Here is a 23,457-nt window from a genome sequence, read left to right as displayed (position 1 = left end):
GAATGGAACGACGCCTACGATCACCGGGGAGAGTCGACGACGACGAAGGGGAACACTCTGATGGCAACTCGCAAGGGATCACTCGACGCTGTTTCGCTGCTGGGCGGGGGACTGGCCGCCACCGGGGTTGCGCACTTCATCAAGCCCGAGATCTTCGCCCCGATCACCGAGCCGGTGTTCCCCGACGACACCACCGCCTGGACCTACCGCAACGGTGCCTGCGAGACCGCCATCGGCCTCGCACTGGTGTCGCCGCGGACCCGCCGGCTGGGCCTGGCCGGGCTGGCCGGTTACGTCGGGTTCCTCGGTTACCGGGCGGCTCTCGCGAAGAAGTGATCCTTTGCTCCTCAATCCGAAAGATTGACCTGACCAGTGCTCCCTGAGGAGCGCCCGGAGCTTGCGGAGGGCGCGTCACGAAGGGTCTCGCAAGGCGTCTCACCAGGCCCTTCGTGGCTCGTCGACCTCGACGCGCTCCTTCGTCGCTTGCTCGGCCCGGCGGCTTGCGCTCCTCGCACCTCAGGGAGCAGAGGGGACGGCACCTCTCGGGCTAGGAACCAGGGGGCAGGTCGTTCTTTCGGATCAGGGAGCAGGTCGGCCTCACGAGAACCGTTGCGCGAGCCACCCCCCGATCTGGGCGGCGGCCAGGCTCGCGCCGGTCGGGGCCCCTCGGCGGATCGGACCGCCGAAGTGGGTTCCCTCGACGCGGACGTGCGTGACATCGTCCGCGCCGAGGGCGTTCACCATCGCCACCGCATCCTCGGGGAAGCACGCTTGGTCGCCGGTGAGCTCGACGAAGAGCGCGGGAACCCGGACACCGGGCGCGCATCGGAGGAATCCGGCGTTGCTCGACAGGCCAGACCAGGTGGACAGCCACGCGTCGGGGGTCGCCAGCCGACCGAACCCGACCAGGCCGTAATCCGTGAGGTCGGGACGCCGACCGAACAGCGACCCGTAGGGCCGGTCGTTGGGGCTCAGGGACTGATCGAGGAACCGCAGGTCGGCGTCGGTCCGGTAGATAGTCATGATGCGCGGGGCGAGCGAGGCCCGACGGTCGTCCGGGTCGTCGCTTTCTGCGAAACGTGCTCGTGCGCGCGCGGTTTCGGCGACCAGATCCCGCGCGACGGTGTCGAGTCGTTCGACCCGGGCGCGTTGGGCGGCGCGGTACCGCTCGACGAAATCCGGTGCGTACGAGGAGCTTTCCGGAGGCTCCGCGTAACCGTTGGCGGGCTCGAACGGATTCAGCGAGGGGTCGGCAGCGAGCGGATCGTCCTCGTCGGTGACCGATGGGTCGATGAGGCGCAGCAGCAGTTCGCCTTGACCGGGATGAGGCGCGAGGAAGATGGCGCCGTCGGGGACCGGCATGTCGGCACCGGCCAGGTCCACGGGTCGGCCGGCGGGAGTCGTGGTCAGCCGATCGCCGGGCGCCAGTCCGGCCTGCTCGTGGTAGAAGGCGAACAGGGCGCCGCCACCCGAATGGCCCAATGTGAGCACAGATCCGAAGTCACGTTCGCGCAGGAAGACCTGTCCCGCCGCGGCGTCGAGGATGGCCTGCTCGTGGACGAGGGTGAGGTCGTTGTTGACCGAACGCGTGCCCTGCGTCCACACCGCGAACCCGCGGGCGAGCAGTTCGGGGACGAGTACATGGTGTGTCAGGTCCTGCCGCGGATGCATGAGGGCGACGACGACGGTCGCGCCGGGGACAGTGCGCAGAACCCCGGTGACCTTGGCGCCGTCGGCGGTGGTCAGTTCGTGCACGGAGGTCGTGGTGTTCGCCGGTTGCTCGGCGGCGTCGATGTAACGACCCGCTCCCAGTCGGCTCGTGCCCGCGGCGGTGGGGGCGGTCATCGCGGTGCGACCTTCAGTGCGTCCTTGTCCCACTGCACTATTCGCGAGTCGAGGAGCCCGGCGACGCTGCTGTACCAGACGGCGTGGCGACACCCGGTGGCCCGCCGGTCGATGACGATGGTGTCGTCGGCGGTGATCCGGAAATAGGGTCCGACATGATCCACCGAAACACCCGGCGCTTCGCCGGCGACCGCCGCGACGGCCTTGTTCTCCGGGACGTCGAGGACGAACAGCGTGGTCATCGGACGGTCGCCTCCTCGGCGGCGAGTACGTCGCCGGCGGTGTGCTCGTCCTGCCAGGCCGCAGCCCGTTCGACGATCCGCTCGGCCTTGCGCATGAGAAGCGCGTCCATGCTCGGATTCGGTTGCGAGACCACGTCGATGAGGGCCTCGATGGTCAGGTTGGCGTCGAGGTCCTCCTGCGGCGTGACGGCCCGCATCGCACGCGTGATCTCGATCATGTACCCGTTCGGGTCGTGGGTGTAGATCGACTCGATCGTCTCGTGTTGGATCTGCATCTCGACCGGCCATTCGCTGGCATCCAGCCGTCGCCGGTACTCCAGCAGATCGGTCTCGTCGTCGACGTGTATGGCGAGGTGACGCGAGCGGATGAACCAGATCGGTACGTCCTCGGCGAAGCGTGAGTACGAATCACCCTGGGGGCCACCGTCGAACGGCTCCAGTCCGAAGTAGTAGAAGAACGCGAGCCGGTCGTCGTTGCCGATGTCGAAGAAGAAGTGGATGAAGTCGGGATGCTTGTCGGGTCCCCAGCCGGCCGCGCAGATCGAGTGCACGACCGGGAAGCCGAGGACGTCGCGGTAGAAGCGGACCGTGGCCGCCGGGTCGAAGGTGGGGTAGGCGACGTGATCGACGCCGCGGACTCTGTGGGGCAGTGGATTCATGGGGTACTCCAGGATGATCGGGGTGGGTGATCAGGCAGGGACGGTGGCGATGTCGGCGCGCAGCAGGCTGCCCGCGCCCTCGATGGAAGCGGGCAGGCCGAGTCCGCGCAGAATGCTGTACGCGCCGGCTGTCGCAGCCGACAGCACGGGCAGGCCGAACTCGCGTTCGGCGTCGTCGATCAGATCCAGGGACGGCATCTGGACACAGCAGGACAACACCAGCGCGTCGACACCGTCCAGTTCGAGGGACCGGGCGGCGGTCATCACGCGTTCGCCGGGGATACATCCCACCTCGGCGTTGTCCGCGACTTCGAGGGCCCGCCAGTCCATCACCTCGAAGCCCTCGGCGTCCAGGTACTCGACGACCTTCTCGGCGAGCGGCCGGAGGTAGGGGGTCACGAGGGCAATGCGTCGGGCGTCCAGTGCACGGAGCGCCTCGACCAGGGCACCTGCGCTCGACCGGATGATCGCGTCGGAGCCGCCGGTGGCCAGCTGTTCCGCGACGGCACCCTCGACGCGCTGGTGTTCACCCGGCCCGCCGACCATCAGCGCCACCAGGCAGGCGTAGAGGATCACCTCCGGTGAGGCGTCGGCGATCTCGAGAACGCAGCGTTCGCGTTGTGCGTTCATCGCGGCGAGCTGTTCCGGGGACACCGTGTGCATCCTCATCCGGGTCGAGTGGAACGAGAACTGCGAGGTCGGGTGCCGGTTCAGGAGGGCAGGCATCTCGGTCTCGACCGTGACGTTCGAACTCGGCACGACGAGGCCGATGCGGTGGACACCCATGGGTCCGGTCCTTTCGATCGCGGCCCGCAGAGGGCCGTTCACGCCAAGTTGACGTTGACGATTATTATTCGACGCCAATGATGATTCGTCAAGGCGTTTGTCATGGTGGGTCTGACCTGCAGCGATAGGTGACTGGGGGACACTCAATGGTGATCCAGCTCATAACAAATGCTTGACAGGTGATCGATTGCGTCGAATACTCAACGCCAACGTAAACGGACCTGAAGGGGCCTCGCAGCCCGGACAACGAAGGAGTACCTGGCCATGGCATACGTGATCGGTGTGGACGTCGGCGGGACGTTCACCGACGCCGTCCTCGACGACGGCAACGGCTTGGTCGTCGCGGGGAAGGCGCCATCCACTCCGCCGGACTACTCGGCCGGGGTGATGGATGTCCTGACCGTTCTCGCCGAGCAGTTGGGACGTCCACTCGACGACATGCTCGCCGACACCCACCACATCGCGCACGGCACCACGTCGTCGCTGAACGCGCTGGTCATGGGCCGAGTGCCGGACGTCGGATTCATCACCACCAAGGGGCACCGCGACTCGATCTTCATCATGAACGTCGAGGGTCGCTACCTTGGTCGTTCACCGGAGCAACTGCAGAATGTGCTCGCGCAGAGCAAGTCTCATGGGTTGATCCACAAGCGGCATGCGCTCGAGGTCACCGAGCGAATCGACCGGGACGGCCGTGTCGTCGTCGCACTCGACGAGGACGAGGTCCGGACCACGGTCCGGCAACTGCTCGACGACGGAATCTCCGCGATCGCCGTGTCGCTGCTGTGGTCGTTCCGCAACCCCGTACACGAGCAGCGGATTCGCGAGATCGTCGCCGAGATCGATCCGAGCGTCTTCGTCTCGCTGTCGAGCGAGGTCAGCCCCCGCATCCGTGAGTTCGCCCGCAACGCGACCACGGTCATGAGCACCCAGATCGGTCCGGGCCTCCGGGACTATCTCGGCGAGCTCGAGGGCAGACTGCGGGAGCACAAGCTGGCCGGCCCCTTGCTCGTCATGCAGAGCAACGGCGGCGCAGTGGCCGCATCGGAGGCCCCGGGAAATGCCATCTCGACGGTGGGTTCGGTGCTCACCGGCGGCGTGGTCGGATCGGTGTCCCTCGGTCGGCAACTGGGCCACGACAACATCATCGCCACCGACGCGGGCGGCACGACGTTCCTCGTCGGGCTCGTCGTCGACGGGGAGCCGGTGCGATCGTCGACGACGATCATCAATCACCATCCGATCAACGTGCCCACCCTCGAGGTTCATGCGATCGGCGCCGGCGGTGGCGCGATCGCCTGGCTCGATGCCGGCGGCAACCTGCAGATCGGCCCCCACAGCGCGCAAGCCGTTCCGGGCCCGGCCTGCTACGGACAGGGCGGTACCGAACCAACGAACACCGACGCCAACCTCGTGCTCGGAATCCTGCCTGAGCGCGGCCTTCTCGGCGGCCGCAAGGCTTTGGACCTGAATCTCGCCCGCGAAGCCATCCGTACGCGCATCGCCGAACCGCTCGGCCTCTCGGTCGAGGACGCCGCCGCGGCCATCTACGCGGTGCAGAACGCCCAGACCGGCGATCTCCTGCGCAAGACCGTCGTCGAGGCCGGCCACGACCCCCGCAACTTCATCATCTACGCCTTCGGCGGCTCGGGTCCCGCTCATTGCGGGCTGTACGCGCAGGAGATCGGGGTGTCCAGGGTCGTCGTCCCGCTGGGCCAGGTGGCCTCGGCGTTCTCGGCTTACGGTCTCGCGTCGTCGAACATCGTTCTCGCCAAGGAACTCTCGGACCCGGCGGCGATGCCGCTCGACCCGGCCCGGGTGGAGGAGAACTTCAAGCTGCTCGAGGAGCAGGTGCGGGGTCAGCTCGACCGGCAGGGCCTGCAGTTCGCCTCCGTCGAGATCGAGCGCGAGATCGACATGCGCTACACCATGCAGCTGGCCGAGGTCGCGACCCCGCTGCCGGACGGTTCGCTGACGTCGACCGAGATCGTCGCCGCCGCAGAAGCGTTTGAGAAGAAGTATGCCGACCTGTACGGGAAGGACAGCGGACTCCGCGAGGCGGGCATCCAGGCCATCACCTACCGGGTCCGCGGCACGGGGGTCCTGCCGTTCTCGCCGGAGCTGCCCGAACTGGCAACCGCCAACACCACCGATCCGTCGTCGGCGCACGTGGGTGTGCGGAAGGTCTGCCTCGACGGCCGACGCGGCTTCGTCGACACCGACATCTACGACTACGCCGGACTGCGGGCCGGCCACATCATCCGCGGTCCCGCCGTCATCGAGGTGCCCACCACGACGGTGGTGGTCCCGCACGACACCACCGGTGAGATCGACCGCCTCGGCAACCTGAACATCACCGTCGATCCCGCATGACCGACCACACGCAGCAATCACAGGAGTCGCTCTCATGACCGCACCCATTCCCGGCTCGGAGGTCTTCTCGAGCCGACCCACCGATCTCGACGCGCTGGCCCGGTCGCTGCCGCCGTCGTTGCCGGTGCACACCGTCTCGCAGGAACAGATCGATGCACTCGACCCGCTCACCTACGAGGTGATCCGGCACCGGCTGTGGTCGGTCACCGACGAGATGGGCGAAGCCCTCAAACGGATGTCGGGATCGCCGATCGTGACCGACGCCAACGACTTCGACTTCGCGGTCAGCGACGAACTGGGCCAAGAGGTCCAGGTCGGGCTGTACAACACGATGCTCGTCGGCGCGGTGGACCTCGCCATCTACTGGACGCTGCAACATCGTTCGCTCAATCCCGGGATCGCCGAGGGTGACATGTTCCTCTGCAACGACCCGTGGGTCGGCGGCGGACTCCACCAGAGCGACGTGATCGTCTACCAACCCGTCTTCCACGACGGGAAGCTGTTCGCCTGGACGAGCGCGATCTGCCACGAGCCCGATCTCGGTGGGTCGGGACTGGGTTCCTTCGACCCGGCCGCCAAAGACGTGTTCTCCGAATCGCTTCCGACACCGCCGATCAAGGTGGTCCGCGACTACGAACTGCAGCGGGACGTCGCCGACGTCTGGGTACGGCGCAGTCGGGTTCCCATGCTGGTGGGTCTCGACCTACGGGCCAAGATCGGCGCGAACAGCGTGGGCCGTGACCGGTTGCTCGCCGTCATCGAGCAGTACGGCGCGGACACGGTCAAGGCCGTCATGAAGCGGATGATGTCCGACGCCGAGGGGCGGTTGCGGTCCAAGCTGTCCGACCTCCCGGACGGGACGTGGCACGCCACCGGTTACCAGGACCAGTCCCAGACCGGCGACCGCGGCGTCCACAAGATCACCGTCGCGATGACCAAGACCGACGATCACCTCGAGTTCGACTTCACCGGCACCGACCCGCAGACGGGCGTCATCAACTGCACGTACGCGGGCATGCGCGGCGGGGTGATGCTGGCGCTGCTCCCCATCCTCGCCGGTGACATCCCCTGGTCGGCCGGCGGGCTGATGCGGTGCTTCGACCTGGTCGCGGAGGAGGGGACGATCAACAACGCCACCTTCCCGGCGGCGGTGAGTCGCGGGCCGATCGGCCCGGCGTGGCTCACCGGCAACCTGATCGCTGAGTGTCTGGCCCAGATGCTGGATCGCCACCTCGAGTTCGGCAAGAACGTGCAGGCATCGTGCTGCGGGACGTGGGACACCGCGGTGGTCGCGGGCCTCGACGAGCGCGGCGAACAACCGGTGCCGTTCCTCAACATCATGATGGAGCCGATGGCCGGCGGGTACGGTGCGCGGCCCGTCGCCGACGGCATGGACACGGGCGGCCTCTTCTGCATCCCGATGGGCCGTATCCCCGACACCGAGATGACCGAGTTCCTCTACCCGCTGCTCACCCTGTGGCGTCGGGAAGAGCCGGACTCCGGCGGTCCGGGGCGGCACCGTGGCGGCGTGTCGGCGTCGCTCGCGGTCACCCCGTACGGGACGAGTCTGCCGATGGGTCTCGTCTTCGCCTCGGCGGGCAAGGCCGTCGCGCAGAACGCCGGACTCGCCGGCGGACTGCCCGGCAACACCGGCCTGGAGATCCTGGCACGTGACTCTGGCGTACAGGAACTGTTGGCGCAGGGCCGGATTCCGGGGACGCTCGACGAGCTGGCCGGTGCGAAGGAGATCGGCGCGTGCTACGACGAGAGTTACCTCGCCCCCGGTGAGGTGCTGTACATGCACTGGCAGGGTGGCGGCGGTTACGGCGATCCGCTTCGCCGGGAACCGGAGGCCGTGGCCGCCGATGTGCGCAACGGGAAGGTGACCCCCGCGGGTGCCGAAGACGCGTACGGCGTCGTGCTCACCGCCGGCGAGGTCGACGGCTCGGGCACGGAGCGGAAGCGGGCGGAATTGCTGGAGATGCGGCGTACCCGCTCCGAGATCCCCAGCGGACAAGAGGCGACCCTCGATCTGAGTTCCGCTCGACGACTCGACGACAACCTGGTCGAGGTCACCATCGGCGATTCCCGCGTGGTGGGATGCGCCCACTGCGGAAGACTGCTGGGCGACAGCAAGTCCGGGCGGCTCGACCTGGCGCGCTACGACGGTCCGTCGAGCGACGCCGGTCCGCAGGTCACCTCCGATCCGGGCGAGTACGTCGACACCGAGGTCGTCTTCCGGCAGCAGTGCTGTCCCGGGTGCTTCACGGCCATCTACTCGGGCATCGTGCCGGTCGACCATCCCGACCGCGTCGCCGAACTCGCCCAGCTCATCCCGGCGGTGGCGGGTCGATGACGGTGACCTCCATCCCCGACCGCCCCTCGGACGGCGCGGCCCCACCGGGTCGGGCCCGGTGGGGTGATCGCCTGGTCGGGTATCCCGCGGATCGCGCGGCGGCCTACCGGCGGGCGGGGGAGTGGACCGATCGCCCACTGGCCGACCGGTTGCAGGACACCGTCGACCGTTTCCCCGACCGCCCCGCAGTCGTCACCGATGTGGCGTCGATGACCTACGCCGAGTTGGGTCTTCGCACCGACCAGCTGGCGTCGGGCCTCCTCGATCTCGGGCTGCGACCCGGTGATCCCGTGCTGTTCCAGGCGGGGAATCGGATCGAGACCGTGCTCGTCTGGTACGCGTGTCTCAAAGCGGGCCTGGTCCCGGTGGCGACACTCGCGGCTCATCGGGCGCACGAGATCGGTCACATCTCCCGTGTGGTCGGGGCGGTCGGTCACGTCGTCGAAGCGGGGCTCGGTTTCGACCTCGTCGAGTTCGCCCGGCGGCAGGCGCAGGGACATCCGACCCTGCGGACGATCCTCACCATCGGGGCGCCCGACGGCGTCGGGGACGACGTGAACCGGGTGGAGGCGCTCGGCTCCGGAATCGCGCCCGCGGAGGCACGAGCGCGGACCGCCGCGATCCAGGCCGACGTCGATCCGCTCGACGTGTGTGCGTTCCAGCTGTCCGGCGGCACGACCGGTGTGCCGAAGGTCATTCCGCGGCTGCACGTCGAGTACTGGGACAACGCCCTGCTGTACGCCCGGCGCCTCGGTTGGACCGAGGAGACCCGGGTCGCCCATCTGATCCCGATCATCCACAACGCGGGCATCAGCTGCGGCCTGCACGCCGCACACTCGGTGGGTGGTTGCCTCGTCCTCGCGACCGCGGACGTGTCGAAGGCGTTCCCGCTCATGGCACGTGAACAGGCGACGGACGTCCTGATCGGGCACGGGCATTATCAGGCCGTCACCGGTCCGGACTTCGACGCACCGAGCGCCTTCTTGCGCACCGTGATCCTGTCCGGGGCGAAGCCGAGTCGTGAGCTCTTCGACCGAGCCGGCGGGGAGAAGCGCTGGGTCGGACAGCTCTTCGGTATGTCCGAAGGCCTGTTCACGGTGTCCCCACGCGACTCGTCCGATGGGGTCCGCCAGACCACCGTCGGTACCCCGATCGCGGCCGGCGACGAGATCCGCATCCTCGAACCCGGTACGGAGACCGAGCTGCCCGACGGCGCGGTCGGCGAATTGTCGTGCCGAGGCCCGTACACCATTCCTGGCTACTTCGATGCGGCCGAGCACAATCGGACCGCGTTCACGTCCGAGGGCTTCTATCGGACCGGGGATCTCGCGAAGGTCGTGGTGATCGACGGGGTGCGCCACCTGTCCATCGAGGGACGGATCAAGGACCTCATCAACCGCGGCGGCGAGAAGATCAACGCCGAAGAGGTCGAGCAGTTGCTCGTCACCCATCCGCAGGTGCGCAACGCCGCGGTCGTCGCGATGCCGGATCCGCGTCTGGGAGAGCGGACCTGCGCGTACCTCGTGACCGCCGACGACCGGCAGGTGTCGATGGAGAGCGTCCAGGCCCACCTGGAATCGCTTGGCGTGGCCAAGTTCAAGTGGCCCGAGCGACTCGAGCTCGTGCCGCAACTGCCCCAGACGAACGTCGGGAAGATCGACAAGAAACGACTCCGCGCCGATGTCGTGGCCAAGCTCGACGCCGACGCCGGGTCCGCCGCCGCGCCCTCGGGCGCAGACCAGTGAGGAACAATCCATGAAACTCAGTCGAATCGCCGTGCTCGGTGGCGGTCCGGGTGGGCTGTACGCCGCGCGACTTCTCAAACGGAGTCATCCCGACGCCGAGGTGACCGTCTACGAACAGGGCTCGCCCGACACCACTTTCGGGTTCGGCGTCGGACTCGCATCCCGTACGCAACGCAACCTGCGCGAGGCGGACCCCGCGTCTCTCGACGCCATCGTCGCGGTGTCGCATCCGCACGAGATGTCGATTCGGGTCGGGGACGACGTCGCCCGTCTGTCGCACGGGGAGCTGCTCGCGATCGCGCGTACAACACTTCTCGACGTTCTCCAGCAGCACGCCGTGGCCGCCGGTGTACGGCTCGAGTTCGGTGTGCGGCGGTCGGTCGCCGACCTCGACGCCGACCTCATCGTCGCCGCCGACGGTGTCAACAGTGCAACCCGGACGGACATGGCCGACGATTTCGGGCCGGCCATCTCCACCGGCGAGGGACTGTATCTGTGGTGCGGAGCCGACGTCGCCCTCCCGAGCGCGATCTTCACACCGGTCACCACCGCGGACGGCACCTTCGTCGCGCACGCCTACCCCTACGCGTCCGACCGGAGTACGTTCCTGATCGAGACCGACGAGACGACCTGGCGTCGTGCCGGTTTCGATCTCTCCACCGAGAACACCCCGATGACCGACAGCGACCAGACCGCGCTGGCGTATCTTCAAGACGCCTTCGCCGACACGCTGGGCGGGCACCGGCTGATCGGCAACCGCACGCGGTGGCTGCGGTTCCGCACCGTCACCTGCGCCCGGTGGCACTCCGGGAACGTCGTGCTCCTGGGGGACGCCGCACACACCGCGCACTACTCGATCGGTTCGGGAACCAAACTCGCGATGGAGGATGCGATCGAACTCGATCACGCGGTCCGGAGTGCGACGACGCTCGACGAGGCGCTGTCGGCGTACGAGTCGGCGCGTCGGCCGAACGTCGAGTATCTGCAGTCGATCGCGGCGCGTAGCGAACAGTGGTGGGAGTCGTTCCCCCGCCGCACCGAAATCCCGGTGGACCAGTTGATGATCGCGTACATGACCCGTGCCGGGAAGGTCGGACTCGACCGCTTCGCGTCCTCGGCGCCCGAAGTGGCCCGCCGCGGGCTCGCCGCGTATGCCGGCGTCGACGATGCTGCCGTCCCCGCCGGCGGATTGTCGACATGGGTGGTCGGACAACCGTTGTCACACGGGCCCTGGACGTTCCCGACCCGGCAGGCCCCCGCCGAGCTGTTGCTCGACCCGGGAACCACCCGGCTCGAGGTCGACATCGACTCCGCCTGGGGAGAGGCCGCGGTACCTCTTCTCACTGCAGCTACGGGCGCGTCCGCAGTGTGGCTGACCGGCCGAGGCGACCGGGACGCGGTGCTGACGCGCCTGGACCTCGGCGAGCGCCTGCGTCAGGAGACGGACGCGCTGGTCGTCGTGGAGGCGCCCACCGGCTCCTACGACGATCTCGTCGCCGGGTTGGTGAGTCTGCGCACCGATCTCGTCGCCGTGACCGACGGCGACGCCCCGGACGACGTCCCGGAGGTCGGGCGCGGCGCGGGGGCCGGACACACTATTCTTCGCCTATGACCAGCTCGACGCCCCAGGAGTCGCCGACCGCCGGGCGCACCGGCCGCAGCAATTCACGGCGTGAGCTGGTCGAACGCGAGATCATGGAGCAGGCCACCAGGTTGTTCGCCGAACGCGGGCTGGCGAGCACCACTCTTCAGGACATCGCCGACGCCACCGGCCTGACGCGTCCGGCGCTCTACCACTACGTGGCCAACAAAGACGAGCTGTTCGCCCGGCTGGTCAGCGAGATCGCCGAGGAACCGGCCATCCTGCTCCACGAGATCAATCAACGAACAGACCTCGATCCCGTCGGGAAGATCCACGAGATGGCGATGTCCATCGCGCTCCACCAGACCCAGACCCTGGATCGGTTCCGGCTGCTGATCCGCTCGGAGGCCGAGCTGCCGCCCGCGCTCGCCGAGACCTACCGGCAGAGCCGCCGGCGGGTCCTCAAGGAGTTGGTGGCCGTCATGGAGGAAGGCATCGCCGGGGGCCGGTTCCGTGCCGCCGATCCACGGATCTCCGCGCTCGGCATCGTCGGCATGCTGAACTGGCTGGCCTGGTGGCATCACCCGGGTGACAGCGAGAGCGACCGTAAGGTCGCGCGCCAGCTGGCCGACATGGCGGTCAACTCGGTCGTCGACCCCGATGCGGACAACACCGTGTCGGGCGCAGAACGACTCATCGCGCAGATGCGGCAGAACCTCGATTACCTGGAGCGGGAGGTCCGGGAGCGCACGTCACCCCCTTCCGCTCCCTGAGGAGGCCGGAGCTTGCGGAGGCCGTCTACTTCTGCTCCCTGAGGAGCGCCCGGAGCTTACGGAGGCGACGTCTACTTCTGCTCCCTGAGGAGGCCGGAGCTTGCGGAGGCGACGTCTACTTCTGCTCCCTGAGGAGGCCGGAGCTTGCGGAGGCCGTCACGAAGGGTCCTGGTGAGATGCGTCGCCAGCCCTTCGAGGCTCGTCGACCTCGACTCGCTCCTTCGTCGCTTGCTCGGCCCGGCGGCTGGCGCTCCTCGCACCTCAGGGAGCAATGGTTCTGTCCTCCTTTCGGACTAGGGAATTGTTCTCGCGCCTGCCGCCGAGTGCGGGATCAGATCCGTCCGAACTCCGCCATCGCGTCGGCGAGGGTCATGCCGTTGCGGATCGCGGCCCGGACGTCGATCTCCTTCTCCGTCATGGTCTCCGCTGCCTCGAGCACGACGTCGACGATCCCAGCGGGGATGACGATGACACCGTCGTCGTCGCCGAGGATGAAGTCGCCGGGCTCGATGACGACCGGTTCCCCGGATGCGCCCGGCAGGGTGACGGGTTGCTGCCACGTCTCGACGCGCCAACGGCCGCTGGTCTGCACCGAGGTCGGATAGCGGGAGAACGTCGTGAAGCCGATCTCGTGGAGCCATCTCTTGTCGCGCACACCGCCGTCGACCACTGCGCCGACGGAGCCCCGCTGCATCATGCCGATCGCGACGAGTTCACCGAAGTAACAGACGCCCCGGCCGTTCCCCTGCCACACGGAGACCTCGTCCGGGCCGATCTGGCTGCACGCCTGCGCTTTCAGCGGGTCCCGTCCCGGGGCGTCGCTCATCGCGCCCGAGATGGTGAACGCCCAGCCGGCCAGCCGTTCGCGCCCGGCCGCACACGTGAAGTCGGTGCTGAGCGCCTGATCACGGTGACCCAGGTCGTCGAGGACGTCGGCGACGTTCGCGACGTCGACGGCGAGGAAGCGGGAGCGGATGAGTGCGCGGTCGGTGGTGGTGCGCATGGGCATCGGCGGCTGACTTTCGGTGAGGGCGGGCGAGAAGCGGGGGACGAACTGCTGTCGCATCAGGTGTCCTGACGCGTGCGCATCCGCAGGCGGCGGAACGCGGTGAACAGGACGACGACGGCCAGGACTCCGTAGAGGACCCAGGTGATCGCGCTGCCGACCAGCACGCTCGGATCGCCACCACTCGACATCATCGCGTTGCGCAGGCTGGTCTCGGCAAGGGGGCCGAGGACGACGCCGATCATGACGGGGGCGAGCGGGAAACCATAGCGTCGCAACAGATATCCGACGAAGGCGATGGCGATGACCAGGATGAGGTCGGTGATCGCGGCCGAGGTCGCGTAGACACCGAGCACGCAGAACACCGCGATCCCCGCGTAGAGGTAGTGCCTGGGGATCAGCAGCAGCTTCGCCCAGATGGCGGCGAACGGCATGTTGAGGATCAGCAGCATGACCAGGCCGACGAACAGGCTGGCGATGAGCGTCCAGACGAGATCGGCGTTGCGTTCAAAGAGCAGGGGGCCGGGCTGCAGGCCGTACTGCTGGAACGCGGCCAGCATGATCGCCGCGGTGGCGGAGGTGGGCAGGCCCATCGCGAGCAGGGCACCCATCGCGGTGCCCGACGTCGCGTTACCCGCCGCCTCCGGTCCCGCGACGCCGCGGATGGCGCCGTGACCGAACTGGGGGTCGGGTCGCTTGCGGTCGAGACGACGCTCGGTTCCGTAGGCGAGGAACGTCGGCACCTCTGCGCCGCCGACCGGGATGACGCCGAAGGGGACGCCGAAGCCGGTGCCGCGCAACCACGCCGGGAGCGCCTCGCGGAACTCGGCGCGCTTGAGGAAGGGCCGCCCGATGACGGCGTCCGCGTCCGGCGCACGCGTGCGGTGGATGCGGGAGGCGACGTAGAGGACCTCGCCCAGGGCCAGGGTGCCGACGGTGATGACGATGATGCTGATGCCGTCGAACAACTCGGGCGCGCCCATCGTGAAGCGCTGGGTGCCCGAGATGCCGTCGATCCCGATGACCGCGAGGATCAGCCCGATGAGCAGTCCGGTCAGGCCCTTGATAACGGAGTCGGAGACCACCGAGGCAATCGCGATGAAGGCGAAGACGGCGAGGGCGAAGTACTCGGCGGGACCGAACTGGATGGCGAGATCGGCGAGCTTGGGCGCGAAGAACACGACGATGGTCGTCGCGATCATGCCGCCGATGAAGGCGCCGATCGCGGCGGTGGCGAGTGCCTGGGCGGCCCGCCCGCGTTTGGCCATCCGATGACCCTCGAATGATGTTGCGATGGCGGTCGACCCGCCGGGCGTGTTCATCAGGATGCCCATGGTCGAGTCACCGAACAGGCCGCCGAAGTACACGCCGGCGAACATGATGAACGCGGCGGTGGGGTCGAGGGTGAAGGTCACCGGCAGCAGCAGTGCGACGGCCATCGCCGAACCCAGGCCCGGGAGCACACCCACCGCGGTGCCGAGCAGCGCGCCGATGAAGACCCAGAGCAGGTTCATCGGGGTGAGCGCCTGGGAGAAACCCTCCAACAGGAGTGAGACGTTGTCCATCAGAACAGCCCTCCCAGGATGCCGGCGGGCAGGTTCAGCCCGAGACCCGCCGAGAAGAACGCCTGCACCGCACAGGAGACGACGAGCGACACCGCGATGTCGAGGACCGGACGGGTGGAACCCATGGCGTAGGCGACGATCCAGAACAGCAGCGCAGCGGACAGGATCCAACCCAGCGGAACCAGCAGCACGGTGAAGGCGATGAGTCCGGCCAGGACGAGACCCAGTGCACGCCAGTCACTCTGCGTTCGCCACTGACCGGTCGCGGGCGGCACGATGTCGGGATCGGGCTCGTCGGGGTGACGCAGGGTCTGCACGGTCAGCAGTCCGGCGATCAGGTAGGCGCAGATCGTCAGGATGATCGGGAAGAACGCGGGCCCGGGAGTCGCTGCGCTACCCGGGATGTCCATCCCGATGATGCCGGCGGTCAGGTAGACGGCAAGTGCGAGCATCAGGCCGGCGACGACCAGGCCGCTTCGTCCGCTGAGCGGGCCGCGTTCACGCTCTGGTCCGCGGTCGTCGTCAAGTGGTGAGGCCGGCTGGGCCGCCGCATTGTCAGTCGTCATGATGGGCTGCCTTCACTGCCAGTACGGGGACCTCGGCGTCGATGAGGATGCGCTGTGCGTTCGAGCCGAGCAGGAGCTTCCCGACGCGGGACCGGCGGCGCAGTCCGACGACGATGAGATCGGCGGCCAGTTCTTCTGAGACGTCGATGAGTTCGGCGGCCGGATCGGAATCCTCGCGACGATGGCCGAGCCAGCGAATCGCGGTGTCGTTGCCGGCGTTCTCGATAGGGGCGAAGTCGGGCTCGGGAATGCCACCGTCGTCGTCGACAGCAGGGGTTTCCATGTCGAAGACGATCAGTTGAGAGCTCTCGCTGCGCGCGAGGCGCCGGCCGTGTTCGAAGGCCGCTCGACCTTCGGGGGTGTGGGCGAAAGCGACAAGGATGGGCATGGGTTCTCCGTGATGTCGTGTGGGGCAGAAGTTGTGCAGTGCAGGTTCGGCGACCGCCGGTCAGTCAGTACCCGAGGTCGGCCCAGATGCCGCGGACGAACTCCGATTGCTGGTCGATGACCTGGTTGAATCCGGTGCCCGGCGTGAACGTGTCGGACCAGTTGTTGCGCTGCAGTGCATCTCGCCACTCGGGTGATTCGACGACCTCGGTGACGATCGCCTCGAGTTCGGTGCGCTGGTCATCGGTGATGCCCGGCGGTGCGACCACCCCGCGCCAGTTGGTGAGGGTGACGTCGTAACCCAGTTCGGACAGGGTCGGCAGATCGATGGCCGGGACCGGCTCGGGGGCCGAGATCGCCAGCGCGCGTAGATTTCCGGCGGTGATCTGGTCGACGAAATCCTCGTAACCACTGACCGAGGCCTTGATCGTCCCGGACATGAGTGAGGTCGCCAGTTCGCCACCACCGGAGTAGGCGATGTAGTTGACCGCGCCGGGGTCGATACCGTTCTCCCGAGCCATCTGGCTGATGATCATCTGGTCGACGCTGCCCAGCGAACCGCCACCGAACGTGAAGTTCTTGGGGTCCTTCTTCCATTCGGCCATCAGCTCTTCGATGGTCGTGATCGGAGAATCAGCCGGCACGACGACGACGTCGTAATCGTCGGCGAGCCGCGCGATGGGGGTGACGTCTCCGAGATCCACGTCGGACCCGTTGATGTTGATCGCGCCCAGCATCGTGATGCCCATGACCATGATCGTGGTGGCGTCGCCGGTCATCCCCGCGAACTGGCTGAGTCCGATCGTGCCGCCGGCACCGGGGATGTTGACGACCTGCGAGTTGTTGACGATGTTCTGGGCTCGCAGCGCCTGCTGCATCTCGCGCGCCGCACCGTCCCAACCACCACCGGCGGCCGCGGGCGCGATCAGGGTCAATTGCGATCGCGCGTCGGCGCCGCCCTCGCTCCCGGCCGCGTCGACGACGCCGACGACGACGATCGCCGCGGCGACCAGTGCGCCGAGTGCTTTGACGAGCGTGGGAACACGTTTCGGCGGACGAGACGTGCGGGACAGCTCTGTCGATTCGTCGGTGCCGGGGGATGGTGCGGTCATGCGGTCCTCGTTTTCGTTCGGGGTCGGGTCCCGAGGCCGAGAGCTACCAACATCGTCTGACTCGATTCTGCTGCGAATGTGAGGACCACCACGTCGGTGGTCACATCGGAAGTGTTGGCGTAACCGTCGTCACAGTCACGCTTGGGCGCATAAGTATCGTTTTGCGCTTTTCGCGCGCGCTCGGCGTCGCACAGTTATAGATTATAACCTATGACGGTGACGCAGGACACAGGGGTCGGAATAGTGGCAGCGGCCAGGTCAGCCGGCGACGGGGTCCTCGGTGAGCGCATCGATGGCACGACGTCCGAGACTGTTGCCGATGTGCTCGCGCATCACCGCGTCGGCACGCTCGGCGTCACCGTCGGCGACGGCCTCCATGATCGCCCGGTGCTCGGCGGTGACCCGCGACCGGTCGTCGGGTGAATCGCCCCGGTGGGAGAGGCCGATGACTCGGTAACGATCTGCTTTGTCCCAGAGTCGTTCGAGGATGTCGATGAGAACGGGGTTGCCCGAAGCGCGGTACACCGTGCGATGGAATTCCCGGTGTCGGACAAGGGCATCGACATCGGACGCACTGGCAATGGGCGAGAGGCGATCGAAGGCATTGCTGATGGCGGCGATGTCGGCCGCCGTTCGCGTCCGCGCGGCGAGCGCCGCCGCGAGCGGGTCCAGGTTCTCGCGTACCTGGTAGAGGTGGCGCGCCTCATCGGCCGATACGGGGGTCACGCGCGCGTCTCGGTGGGCCTCGAGTTCGACCATGCCCTCGGCGGACAGCCGGCGGATCGCCTCGCGGAGGGGAGTCGTGCTGACGCCGATCTCGGCCGCCAGCTTGGCCTGGGGGATCACCGCGCCGGCCGGCAGGACGCCGGTCAGAATCCGCCGCTGTAGCTCGGCGTATGCGTAATCGTTCTTGGTGAACATCCCGCCTGGTGTGGTCATGGCGGGCCTCCCGGCAGTGGTCATGGGACGTCGAGGGTGCGGCAGCGCCGGACGCGGCGATGATAACACGGGTGGTGCAAGTTATAGGTTATAACCTATAGTGGGGTGCATGAGTGGAGCTGAACGCCGCGCGCAACCCGATCTGCCGGTCGTCGATGTCGAGCGGCGGGTCGGGTCCGACGTGTACCGGCAGTGGCCCACGGTGGTCCGTCTACTCGCCGAGAACGTGACTCGCCATGCCGACGCCGAGACGCGCGATCGAGCCCTGGACGACATGACCCGCTGGCTTCGCGCCGGCACCAGCGACGCCGAGATCCCGTATGTGCCGGGCCGGTTGCTGATGCACGACACCACCAGCACGCCCGCCCTCGTCGACATCGCCGCGATGCGTGACGCGGTTGCCGCCCGAGGTGGGGATCCGACGGCGTTGAGTCCCCGCCTTCCGGTGGAGGTCTCGGTGGACCATTCGCTCGCGGTCGAGTCGTTCGCGCGCCGCGATGCCGCCGCGGCCAATCTCGCCCACGACATGCGTCGCAACGCGGAGCGGTATCGCTTCCTGGCCTGGGCGTCGACCACGATGGACACCGTGCACATCAACCCGCCGGGTACCGGGATCATGCACACGATCAACCTCGAACAGCTCGCCACCGTGGTGACGGTGGAGAAGGTCGGTGGCGTCGACCACGCGGTGCCCGACATGATGCTCGGTACGGACAGCCACACGCCCATGATCAACGGGCTCGGTGTATTGGGCTGGGGCATAGGAGGTCTGGAAGCCGAGACGGTGATGTTCGGCATGCCGACCACACTGCGGATCCCCGAGGTCGTGGGAGTCCGCCTCACCGGGACGCTCTCCGCGGGCGTGCTGGCCACGGATCTCTCGCTGGTCGTCACGCACCGTCTGCGCGAGCTCGGGGTCACGGGTGAGTTCGTCGAGTTCTACGGGCCGGGCGTATCGGCACTGACGGCGGGCGCACGGGCGGTGATCGCCAACATGGCCCCGGAATACGGTGCCACCACCGGGTTCTTCCCCGTCGACGCACAGACCGTCCGATATCTGGCCGACACCGGACGTACCGCAGAACACTGCGAGCTCGTCGAGTCGGTGACACGACGGCTCGGACTGTGGTTCGACCCCGATGCCGAGCCGCGTTTCACCCGCACGATCGACATCGACCTGGGTGCGGTGGTCCCGTCGGTGGCCGGTCCGCGTCGCCCGCAGGACCTGGTCCCGGTGACCGAGTTGCCGGCGACCTTCGACGCCGAGGGGCCTTCTCGATGTGACGACGACATCCCGATGCCCGCCTTCCCGATCGCCATCGCGTCGATCACGAGCTGTACCAACACCTCTGACCCGCGCCTCCTCATCGCCGCGGGTTTGGTCGCCCGCCGCGCACGGGAACGAGGGCTGCGGGTGCCGGAGTATGTGAAGACCTCCCTCGCGCCGGGTTCGCCCTCTGCCGCCGGCGTGCTCGAGCGGGCCGGTCTCACCGACGACCTGTCCGCGGTCGGCTTCGACATCGTCGGATTCGGTTGTGCCACCTGCATCGGCAACTCGGGACCGCTGCCGGCGGAGATCACCGCGGTGGCCGAGGCGCACACACGAAATCCGGTGGCAGTACTCAGCGGCAACCGCAACTTCCCCGGCCGCGTCCACCCGGACCTCGAACTGGGCCTGCTGATGTCGCCGCCGATGGTGATCGTCTTCGCGCTCGCGGGTGATGCGGCGATAGATCCCACCTCGGAACCGATCGGCGTCGACGCCGACGGACACGACGTGATGCTCGCTGAACTGTGGCCCGCCCCGGAGGAGATCGACGCGCTCACCGATGCAGCGCGGCGTCCGCGTGATGTCGTCGACGACTTCGTCTCCGCGTCCCGCAATCCGGCATGGGACGCACTCGATGTTCCGGATGGGCCGCTGTTCCCCTGGGACCCGTCGTCGACGGCCCTGCGGCGTCCTCCTTTCGCCGATGACGGCTACGCGCACACCATGCTCGGGGAGTACACCGCGCAGCCCCTGCTCGTGCTCGGCGACGACATCACCACCGACCACATCTCCCCGGCCGGGGCGATCAAGCCCGACAGCCCGACCGGTCGATACCTTGTGGAGCGAGGTGCGGAACCGGGCGACCTGAACGTCTACGCCTCCCGGCGGGGCAATTGGGAAGCCATGTTGCGGGGCGGGTTTCAGAACAAGAACGTCCGCAACGCGCTCGCACCGGATGCGGCTCCCGCGCACACCGTGCATGCGCCCACCGGCGAGGTCGTGTCTCTTCCGGAGGCCGCGGGCCGGTACGCCGACGACGGCGACGCGGTGGTGATCGTGGCGGGGGAACGGTACGGCATGGGCAGCTCGCGCGACTGGGCGGCGAAGCTGGTGCGTCTGCTCGGAGTGCGGGCCGTGCTCGCGCGCAGTTTCGAGCGGATTCATCGGTCCAATCTGATCGGTGTCGGCGTCCTGCCGTTGCTGATTCCTGCTGACGTCGACGGCGGGTTGCAGGACCTGCAGCCCGGAGACCGACTGCGCGTCAACGGGACTGCCGACGCCGTCGACCGCGGGACGGTGGCGGTCGTCGTCCGGCGGATCGACGGTTCCGAAAGGCGTTTCGACGCGCAGGTGGCCGCCGAGACCGATCTGGATCGTCGGCTTCTCCGACGCGGCGGAGTCATCCCCAGCATTCTCGACGAGCAACTCGTGCGGTGACCTCGCGGGCGGGGGGGCAACGCGTAGCTGCCAGCGAATTCACAGTGATCGGTCAACCCCCTCATAACCTGCGAGTTCACTCTCGATACATGAGAAAGAACAAGCACATCTCCTCGGTCCCGCTCGTCGTCCTCGACGACCCTGCTGCCATCGACCACGCGTACGACCTGTTCCGTCGCGACATCCCGCTGGCTGTCGTCAGCAGTGAGTACTCCGCGGTCCTGCCGTTCATGCTCGGCAACAACGGGCACACCGCGGCATTCGTCGCCGACGTCGACGACCCCGACCAGCTCGCGGAGGCGATCGTGATCATCGAACGCCGTTTCGGCCGAGTCGGTTCGGTCATCCGCTATGCGGCCGACATCCCGGCGGTGGCGGTGTAGGACGTGAGCGCGATGTCAGAACGACGGTGGGTTGTGGAGGAAGTCCTGGCCGGGAATCTGGACTCGAGGCGGCGGATCCGTTCGGCCGAACCCGCCGGTAATCGGCACGGCGGCTGACGACCCACCAACCGATAGAGAGCGGTCGATCGTCGCATCGCGGGTCGGCGACCTGGAACCATGCGCGACGGTGTAGCAGTGCAGGTGCGCGATCCCGGCCTCGAAGAGACGATCGTAGGCATTACCACGGCTGGTCGAATAAGGCTCATGCTGGTTCAGTGTTGCGACACAGCCTGTTTCAGGCCGATTTATGCGGGGGTCCACTCGAGTCCGAGGAGGGTCAGGGCACGGGCCAGTTGTGGATCCGCGGCGTCGATGGGGCAGTGGTCGACAACGTCGATGTGGGGGCTGATGTCGGGGTCGGCGGCGCGTTCGTAGAGCGCCCGCATGCGCAGCTGGTCGCCGTGGCGGGAGTCGGACTCGATCCCGTCGACCGCTGCCTGTCCGTGGTGGGTGAGGGCGTAGAGCCAGCGGGAGATGGCCTGGGTGAGCCCCCGGGGGCGGCCATCCCGCAACGCGGCGGTGTCGAGGTCACGCGTGAGCGTCGTACGCCTCGGCCACAACGGTGGCCGAGACCGCGCCTGCGTGTTTGCGGGCGTAGTACGTGGACGGGGCGAGCTGCATTCCGCGCTCGCGGAGCACGCGGCAGATCGGGACGACCCCGAACCGATCCCGGTGAGCGTCGATATGGTCGACGATCAGTACAGAAGCTCAGCATGCCACGACTATGCGCCGGACCGGGTTGCCGGAGCCAACCTTTAACACCACGCCAGGCGGCTCATCTGATGCATCATTGATTCATCCAGTGCATCATCAATGCCAATCTGCAGGTCATCGAGTTGTTCCGTAACAAGGCGGCCCGGCCTCAAGCGCTCGGCATCGCGTCGCAGCTGGGTCGCCTTCTCGAATGCCGCTGGGAAACAATGGTGTTCGTGAGCGCGGTCAGGACCAGGAGGAGTGGCGAGGCGATGCATCTGATGCAATATGCAGTGCTTCACTTAACATAAGGTAAATTATCGGCACTTGAAAGGCGTTGGGGGAGTATGTATTTGAACATTCTCTGACGTAACGTCAGCGGCTCCGCCGGTCGAGGGTGATCTCGAAGGTCGCACCCGAGGTTAGGGGCGGTTGATCAGACGGTTCACCCCGGCCACGACGGCTGTAGTGAGCACCCAGCCGATGATGACGTTGAGCGCGCAGCTGGCGGATGACGAACCACAGCCCGACAACCGGGCCGGCGACCAGCAATCCGATCGAGGTGGACAACGCGAAGATGCGTTCCGAACTGATCTGCCCGTGACGTGGCTCCTGACCACCACCCACGTGGTGATGAACGCGGCAGCCGAGGAAGTACGCGCCGGACGCCTTGACGCCGACGACGCCCCGTGGTTCATCGGTGCGATCCTGCTACCAGCGTTCACGCAGACACAAGATTGAGCCGCAACACTCTTGCGGTCGCGATCAACGGCACACGGCGCGGCACGCGCCTCGGCTGCAAAGCCCGTCAATCGCACTCACCCACGGTCGGAGATCTGATACCAGAGAGCACTTGGTTGTTGCGCTTCCAGTTACGGGCACGCCAGTTTGGCGTGTACCGCGCGGTCACTCTCGAAGTCGGGTGGCAGACACCTTTTAGGGACTGGTGTGAGCGCGGCCCAGGGTTCCTCGCCTCGGGAGGCCTCGGTTCATCCATGGGGTAGGGCTACTCCCCCTCCGCTCAGCGTCCTCCGGCTCATCTGAACTACTATTTGGATTAGTTTCAAGATGGCTGTTGGAGGCGCGGTGATCGCAAGCGTTGTGGCCCAAGGGGCACTCTTGGGGCTGTTCGGTGCGGTCGTAGCGTGTGGTGTCGCCGCTGCCCGTCGGCCGGGTCGAGGTGGGGAGGCTTGGCGGGCGCTCGTTTCGTGTGCGCTTGCTGTGAGTGCGGCCGGCGGCGTGATGGTGGTTGCTCCCCAGGGCTTTTTCGCGGCGGCTATCGTGTTGGCGCTGCTCTGTGTTGGGGCGTTCATGCTGTCTTCTGCTCGTCTGCACGGCGCGTCGTTGGCGGTGATGGTGGACTCGCTCGTGTGGATGGCCTCGGCGATGTGGGTGTTCATCGTGTTCGCCGCCACGGGCGGGCCGATCGAGGGTGGTGTGGTGCCTGCTGATCCGATTGCCGAGTTGGCGTTGAGGGCAGAGCTCAATCGACCCCCGAGGTGGGTCCGTACTGGCAGTGTGATCGCGATTTTCGGTCTGGTGGCCGCGATAGTCTTCCGCCTGGCCCGGCCGGCCTCCTGTGGTGATTGCTTCGAGACCCTCGTTCCCGGCGCCCACGCCCGATGGCCACAAAATACGAAGGTGGTTAGTAGAAGTGGGGTGTGATGCGGGTGTGCGG

Annotated in this window: 21 protein-coding genes; 10 read left to right on the top strand and 11 right to left on the bottom strand. The window is 67.4% G+C overall.

The genetic code is table 11. The features are described 5' to 3' along the window. The first annotated feature begins 60 nt into the window (after positions 1–60). Positions 61–336: a hypothetical protein gene (locus AS181_RS22675; protein ID WP_058253752.1), complete on the top strand. Its 276-nt coding sequence runs from the start codon at positions 61–63 to the stop codon at positions 334–336. 261 nt (positions 337–597) lie between these two features. Here AS181_RS22675 and AS181_RS22670 read toward each other — a convergent pair whose 3' ends face one another. Genes AS181_RS22670 through AS181_RS22655 form a run of 4 tightly spaced genes read right to left on the bottom strand, consistent with a single transcriptional unit; the run spans position 598 to position 3,532 of the window. Then, a complete protein-coding gene (locus AS181_RS22670) occupies positions 598–1,845 on the bottom strand; it encodes a hypothetical protein (RefSeq protein WP_058253751.1) in 1,248 nt (415 codons plus the stop codon). Beyond that, entirely contained in the window at positions 1,842–2,087 is a 246-nt protein-coding gene (locus AS181_RS22665) for a hypothetical protein (RefSeq protein ID WP_058253750.1), read from the bottom strand. Before AS181_RS22665 ends, AS181_RS22670 begins: the two co-directional genes overlap by 4 nt. Beyond that, entirely contained in the window at positions 2,084–2,746 is a 663-nt protein-coding gene (locus tag AS181_RS22660; RefSeq protein ID WP_058253749.1) for a VOC family protein, read from the bottom strand. Before AS181_RS22660 ends, AS181_RS22665 begins: the two co-directional genes overlap by 4 nt. 30 nt (positions 2,747–2,776) lie before the next feature. Further along, complete coding sequence (locus AS181_RS22655) at positions 2,777–3,532, bottom strand: maleate cis-trans isomerase family protein (RefSeq protein ID WP_058253748.1); 756 nt, start codon at positions 3,530–3,532, stop codon at positions 2,777–2,779. 264 nt (positions 3,533–3,796) lie between these two features. Between AS181_RS22655 and AS181_RS22650 the strand changes: the two genes are divergently transcribed. From AS181_RS22650 to AS181_RS22630, 5 genes are read left to right on the top strand one after another with little or no spacing between them, the layout of a single operon-like run. Then, positions 3,797–5,905: a hydantoinase/oxoprolinase family protein gene (locus AS181_RS22650; protein WP_058253747.1), complete on the top strand. Its 2,109-nt coding sequence runs from the start codon at positions 3,797–3,799 to the stop codon at positions 5,903–5,905. A 34-nt stretch (positions 5,906–5,939) separates the two neighbouring features. After that, positions 5,940–8,261 (top strand): hydantoinase B/oxoprolinase family protein, encoded by a 2,322-nt coding sequence (locus tag AS181_RS22645; RefSeq protein WP_058253746.1) that lies wholly within the window; start codon positions 5,940–5,942, stop codon positions 8,259–8,261. Then, on the top strand, positions 8,258–10,006 hold the full coding sequence (locus AS181_RS22640) for a (2,3-dihydroxybenzoyl)adenylate synthase (RefSeq protein ID WP_058253745.1): 1,749 nt from the start codon (positions 8,258–8,260) through the stop codon (positions 10,004–10,006). The genes AS181_RS22645 and AS181_RS22640 overlap by 4 nt, the downstream gene beginning before the upstream one ends. Positions 10,007–10,016: 10 nt before the next feature. Continuing rightward, on the top strand, positions 10,017–11,618 hold the full coding sequence (locus AS181_RS22635; RefSeq protein WP_058253772.1) for an FAD-dependent monooxygenase: 1,602 nt from the start codon (positions 10,017–10,019) through the stop codon (positions 11,616–11,618). Continuing rightward, complete coding sequence (locus AS181_RS22630) at positions 11,615–12,361, top strand: TetR/AcrR family transcriptional regulator (protein WP_058253744.1); 747 nt, start codon at positions 11,615–11,617, stop codon at positions 12,359–12,361. Before AS181_RS22635 ends, AS181_RS22630 begins: the two co-directional genes overlap by 4 nt. Before the next feature lie 331 nt (positions 12,362–12,692). Here the strand turns inward: AS181_RS22630 and AS181_RS22625 are convergent, their stop codons facing one another. From AS181_RS22625 to AS181_RS22600, 6 genes are all read right to left on the bottom strand, one after another. After that, complete coding sequence (locus AS181_RS22625; RefSeq protein WP_231742670.1) at positions 12,693–13,427, bottom strand: RraA family protein; 735 nt, start codon at positions 13,425–13,427, stop codon at positions 12,693–12,695. Beyond that, a complete protein-coding gene (locus tag AS181_RS22620) occupies positions 13,427–14,932 on the bottom strand; it encodes a tripartite tricarboxylate transporter permease (protein ID WP_058253742.1) in 1,506 nt (501 codons plus the stop codon). The genes AS181_RS22625 and AS181_RS22620 overlap by 1 nt, the downstream gene beginning before the upstream one ends. Then, positions 14,932–15,498 carry a tripartite tricarboxylate transporter TctB family protein gene (locus AS181_RS22615; RefSeq protein ID WP_058253741.1) on the bottom strand — a complete coding sequence of 189 codons (567 nt, stop codon included), beginning with the start codon at positions 15,496–15,498 and terminating at the stop codon, positions 14,932–14,934. The genes AS181_RS22620 and AS181_RS22615 overlap by 1 nt, the downstream gene beginning before the upstream one ends. Continuing rightward, on the bottom strand, positions 15,488–15,886 hold the full coding sequence (locus tag AS181_RS22610) for a universal stress protein (protein ID WP_058253740.1): 399 nt from the start codon (positions 15,884–15,886) through the stop codon (positions 15,488–15,490). The genes AS181_RS22615 and AS181_RS22610 overlap by 11 nt, the downstream gene beginning before the upstream one ends. A gap of 64 nt (positions 15,887–15,950) precedes the next feature. Continuing rightward, positions 15,951–16,997, bottom strand: a complete 1,047-nt coding sequence (locus AS181_RS22605) for a Bug family tripartite tricarboxylate transporter substrate binding protein (RefSeq protein ID WP_078113905.1) — start codon at positions 16,995–16,997, stop codon at positions 15,951–15,953. A gap of 258 nt (positions 16,998–17,255) precedes the next feature. Then, a complete protein-coding gene (locus tag AS181_RS22600; protein WP_058253739.1) occupies positions 17,256–17,936 on the bottom strand; it encodes a GntR family transcriptional regulator in 681 nt (226 codons plus the stop codon). 109 nt (positions 17,937–18,045) lie between these two features. Between AS181_RS22600 and acnA the strand changes: the two genes are divergently transcribed. After that, positions 18,046–20,643, top strand: coding sequence for an aconitate hydratase AcnA (gene acnA / locus AS181_RS22595; RefSeq protein ID WP_058253738.1), 2,598 nt, complete (start codon positions 18,046–18,048; stop codon positions 20,641–20,643). A gap of 89 nt (positions 20,644–20,732) precedes the next feature. Beyond that, positions 20,733–21,026 carry a hypothetical protein gene (locus tag AS181_RS22590; protein ID WP_058253737.1) on the top strand — a complete coding sequence of 98 codons (294 nt, stop codon included), beginning with the start codon at positions 20,733–20,735 and terminating at the stop codon, positions 21,024–21,026. Positions 21,027–21,331: 305 nt separating this feature from the next. On the opposite strand, the gene AS181_RS22585 is transcribed toward AS181_RS22590, so the two are convergent. Next, entirely contained in the window at positions 21,332–21,646 is a 315-nt protein-coding gene (locus AS181_RS22585; protein ID WP_231742667.1) for a hypothetical protein, read from the bottom strand. A 601-nt stretch (positions 21,647–22,247) separates the two neighbouring features. Between AS181_RS22585 and AS181_RS25240 the strand changes: the two genes are divergently transcribed. Both AS181_RS25240 and AS181_RS22575 read left to right on the top strand, forming a co-directional pair. Next, positions 22,248–22,520: a hypothetical protein gene (locus AS181_RS25240; protein WP_024497892.1), complete on the top strand. Its 273-nt coding sequence runs from the start codon at positions 22,248–22,250 to the stop codon at positions 22,518–22,520. A gap of 480 nt (positions 22,521–23,000) precedes the next feature. After that, on the top strand, positions 23,001–23,444 hold the full coding sequence (locus tag AS181_RS22575; protein ID WP_231742666.1) for a hypothetical protein: 444 nt from the start codon (positions 23,001–23,003) through the stop codon (positions 23,442–23,444). Positions 23,445–23,457 lie beyond the last annotated feature (13 nt).

It is taken from the genome of Gordonia sp. SGD-V-85 (assembly GCF_001456905.1).
GTDB lineage: Bacteria > Actinomycetota > Actinomycetes > Mycobacteriales > Mycobacteriaceae > Gordonia > Gordonia hongkongensis.
This window is presented reverse-complemented; position numbering and strand designations above follow the sequence as displayed.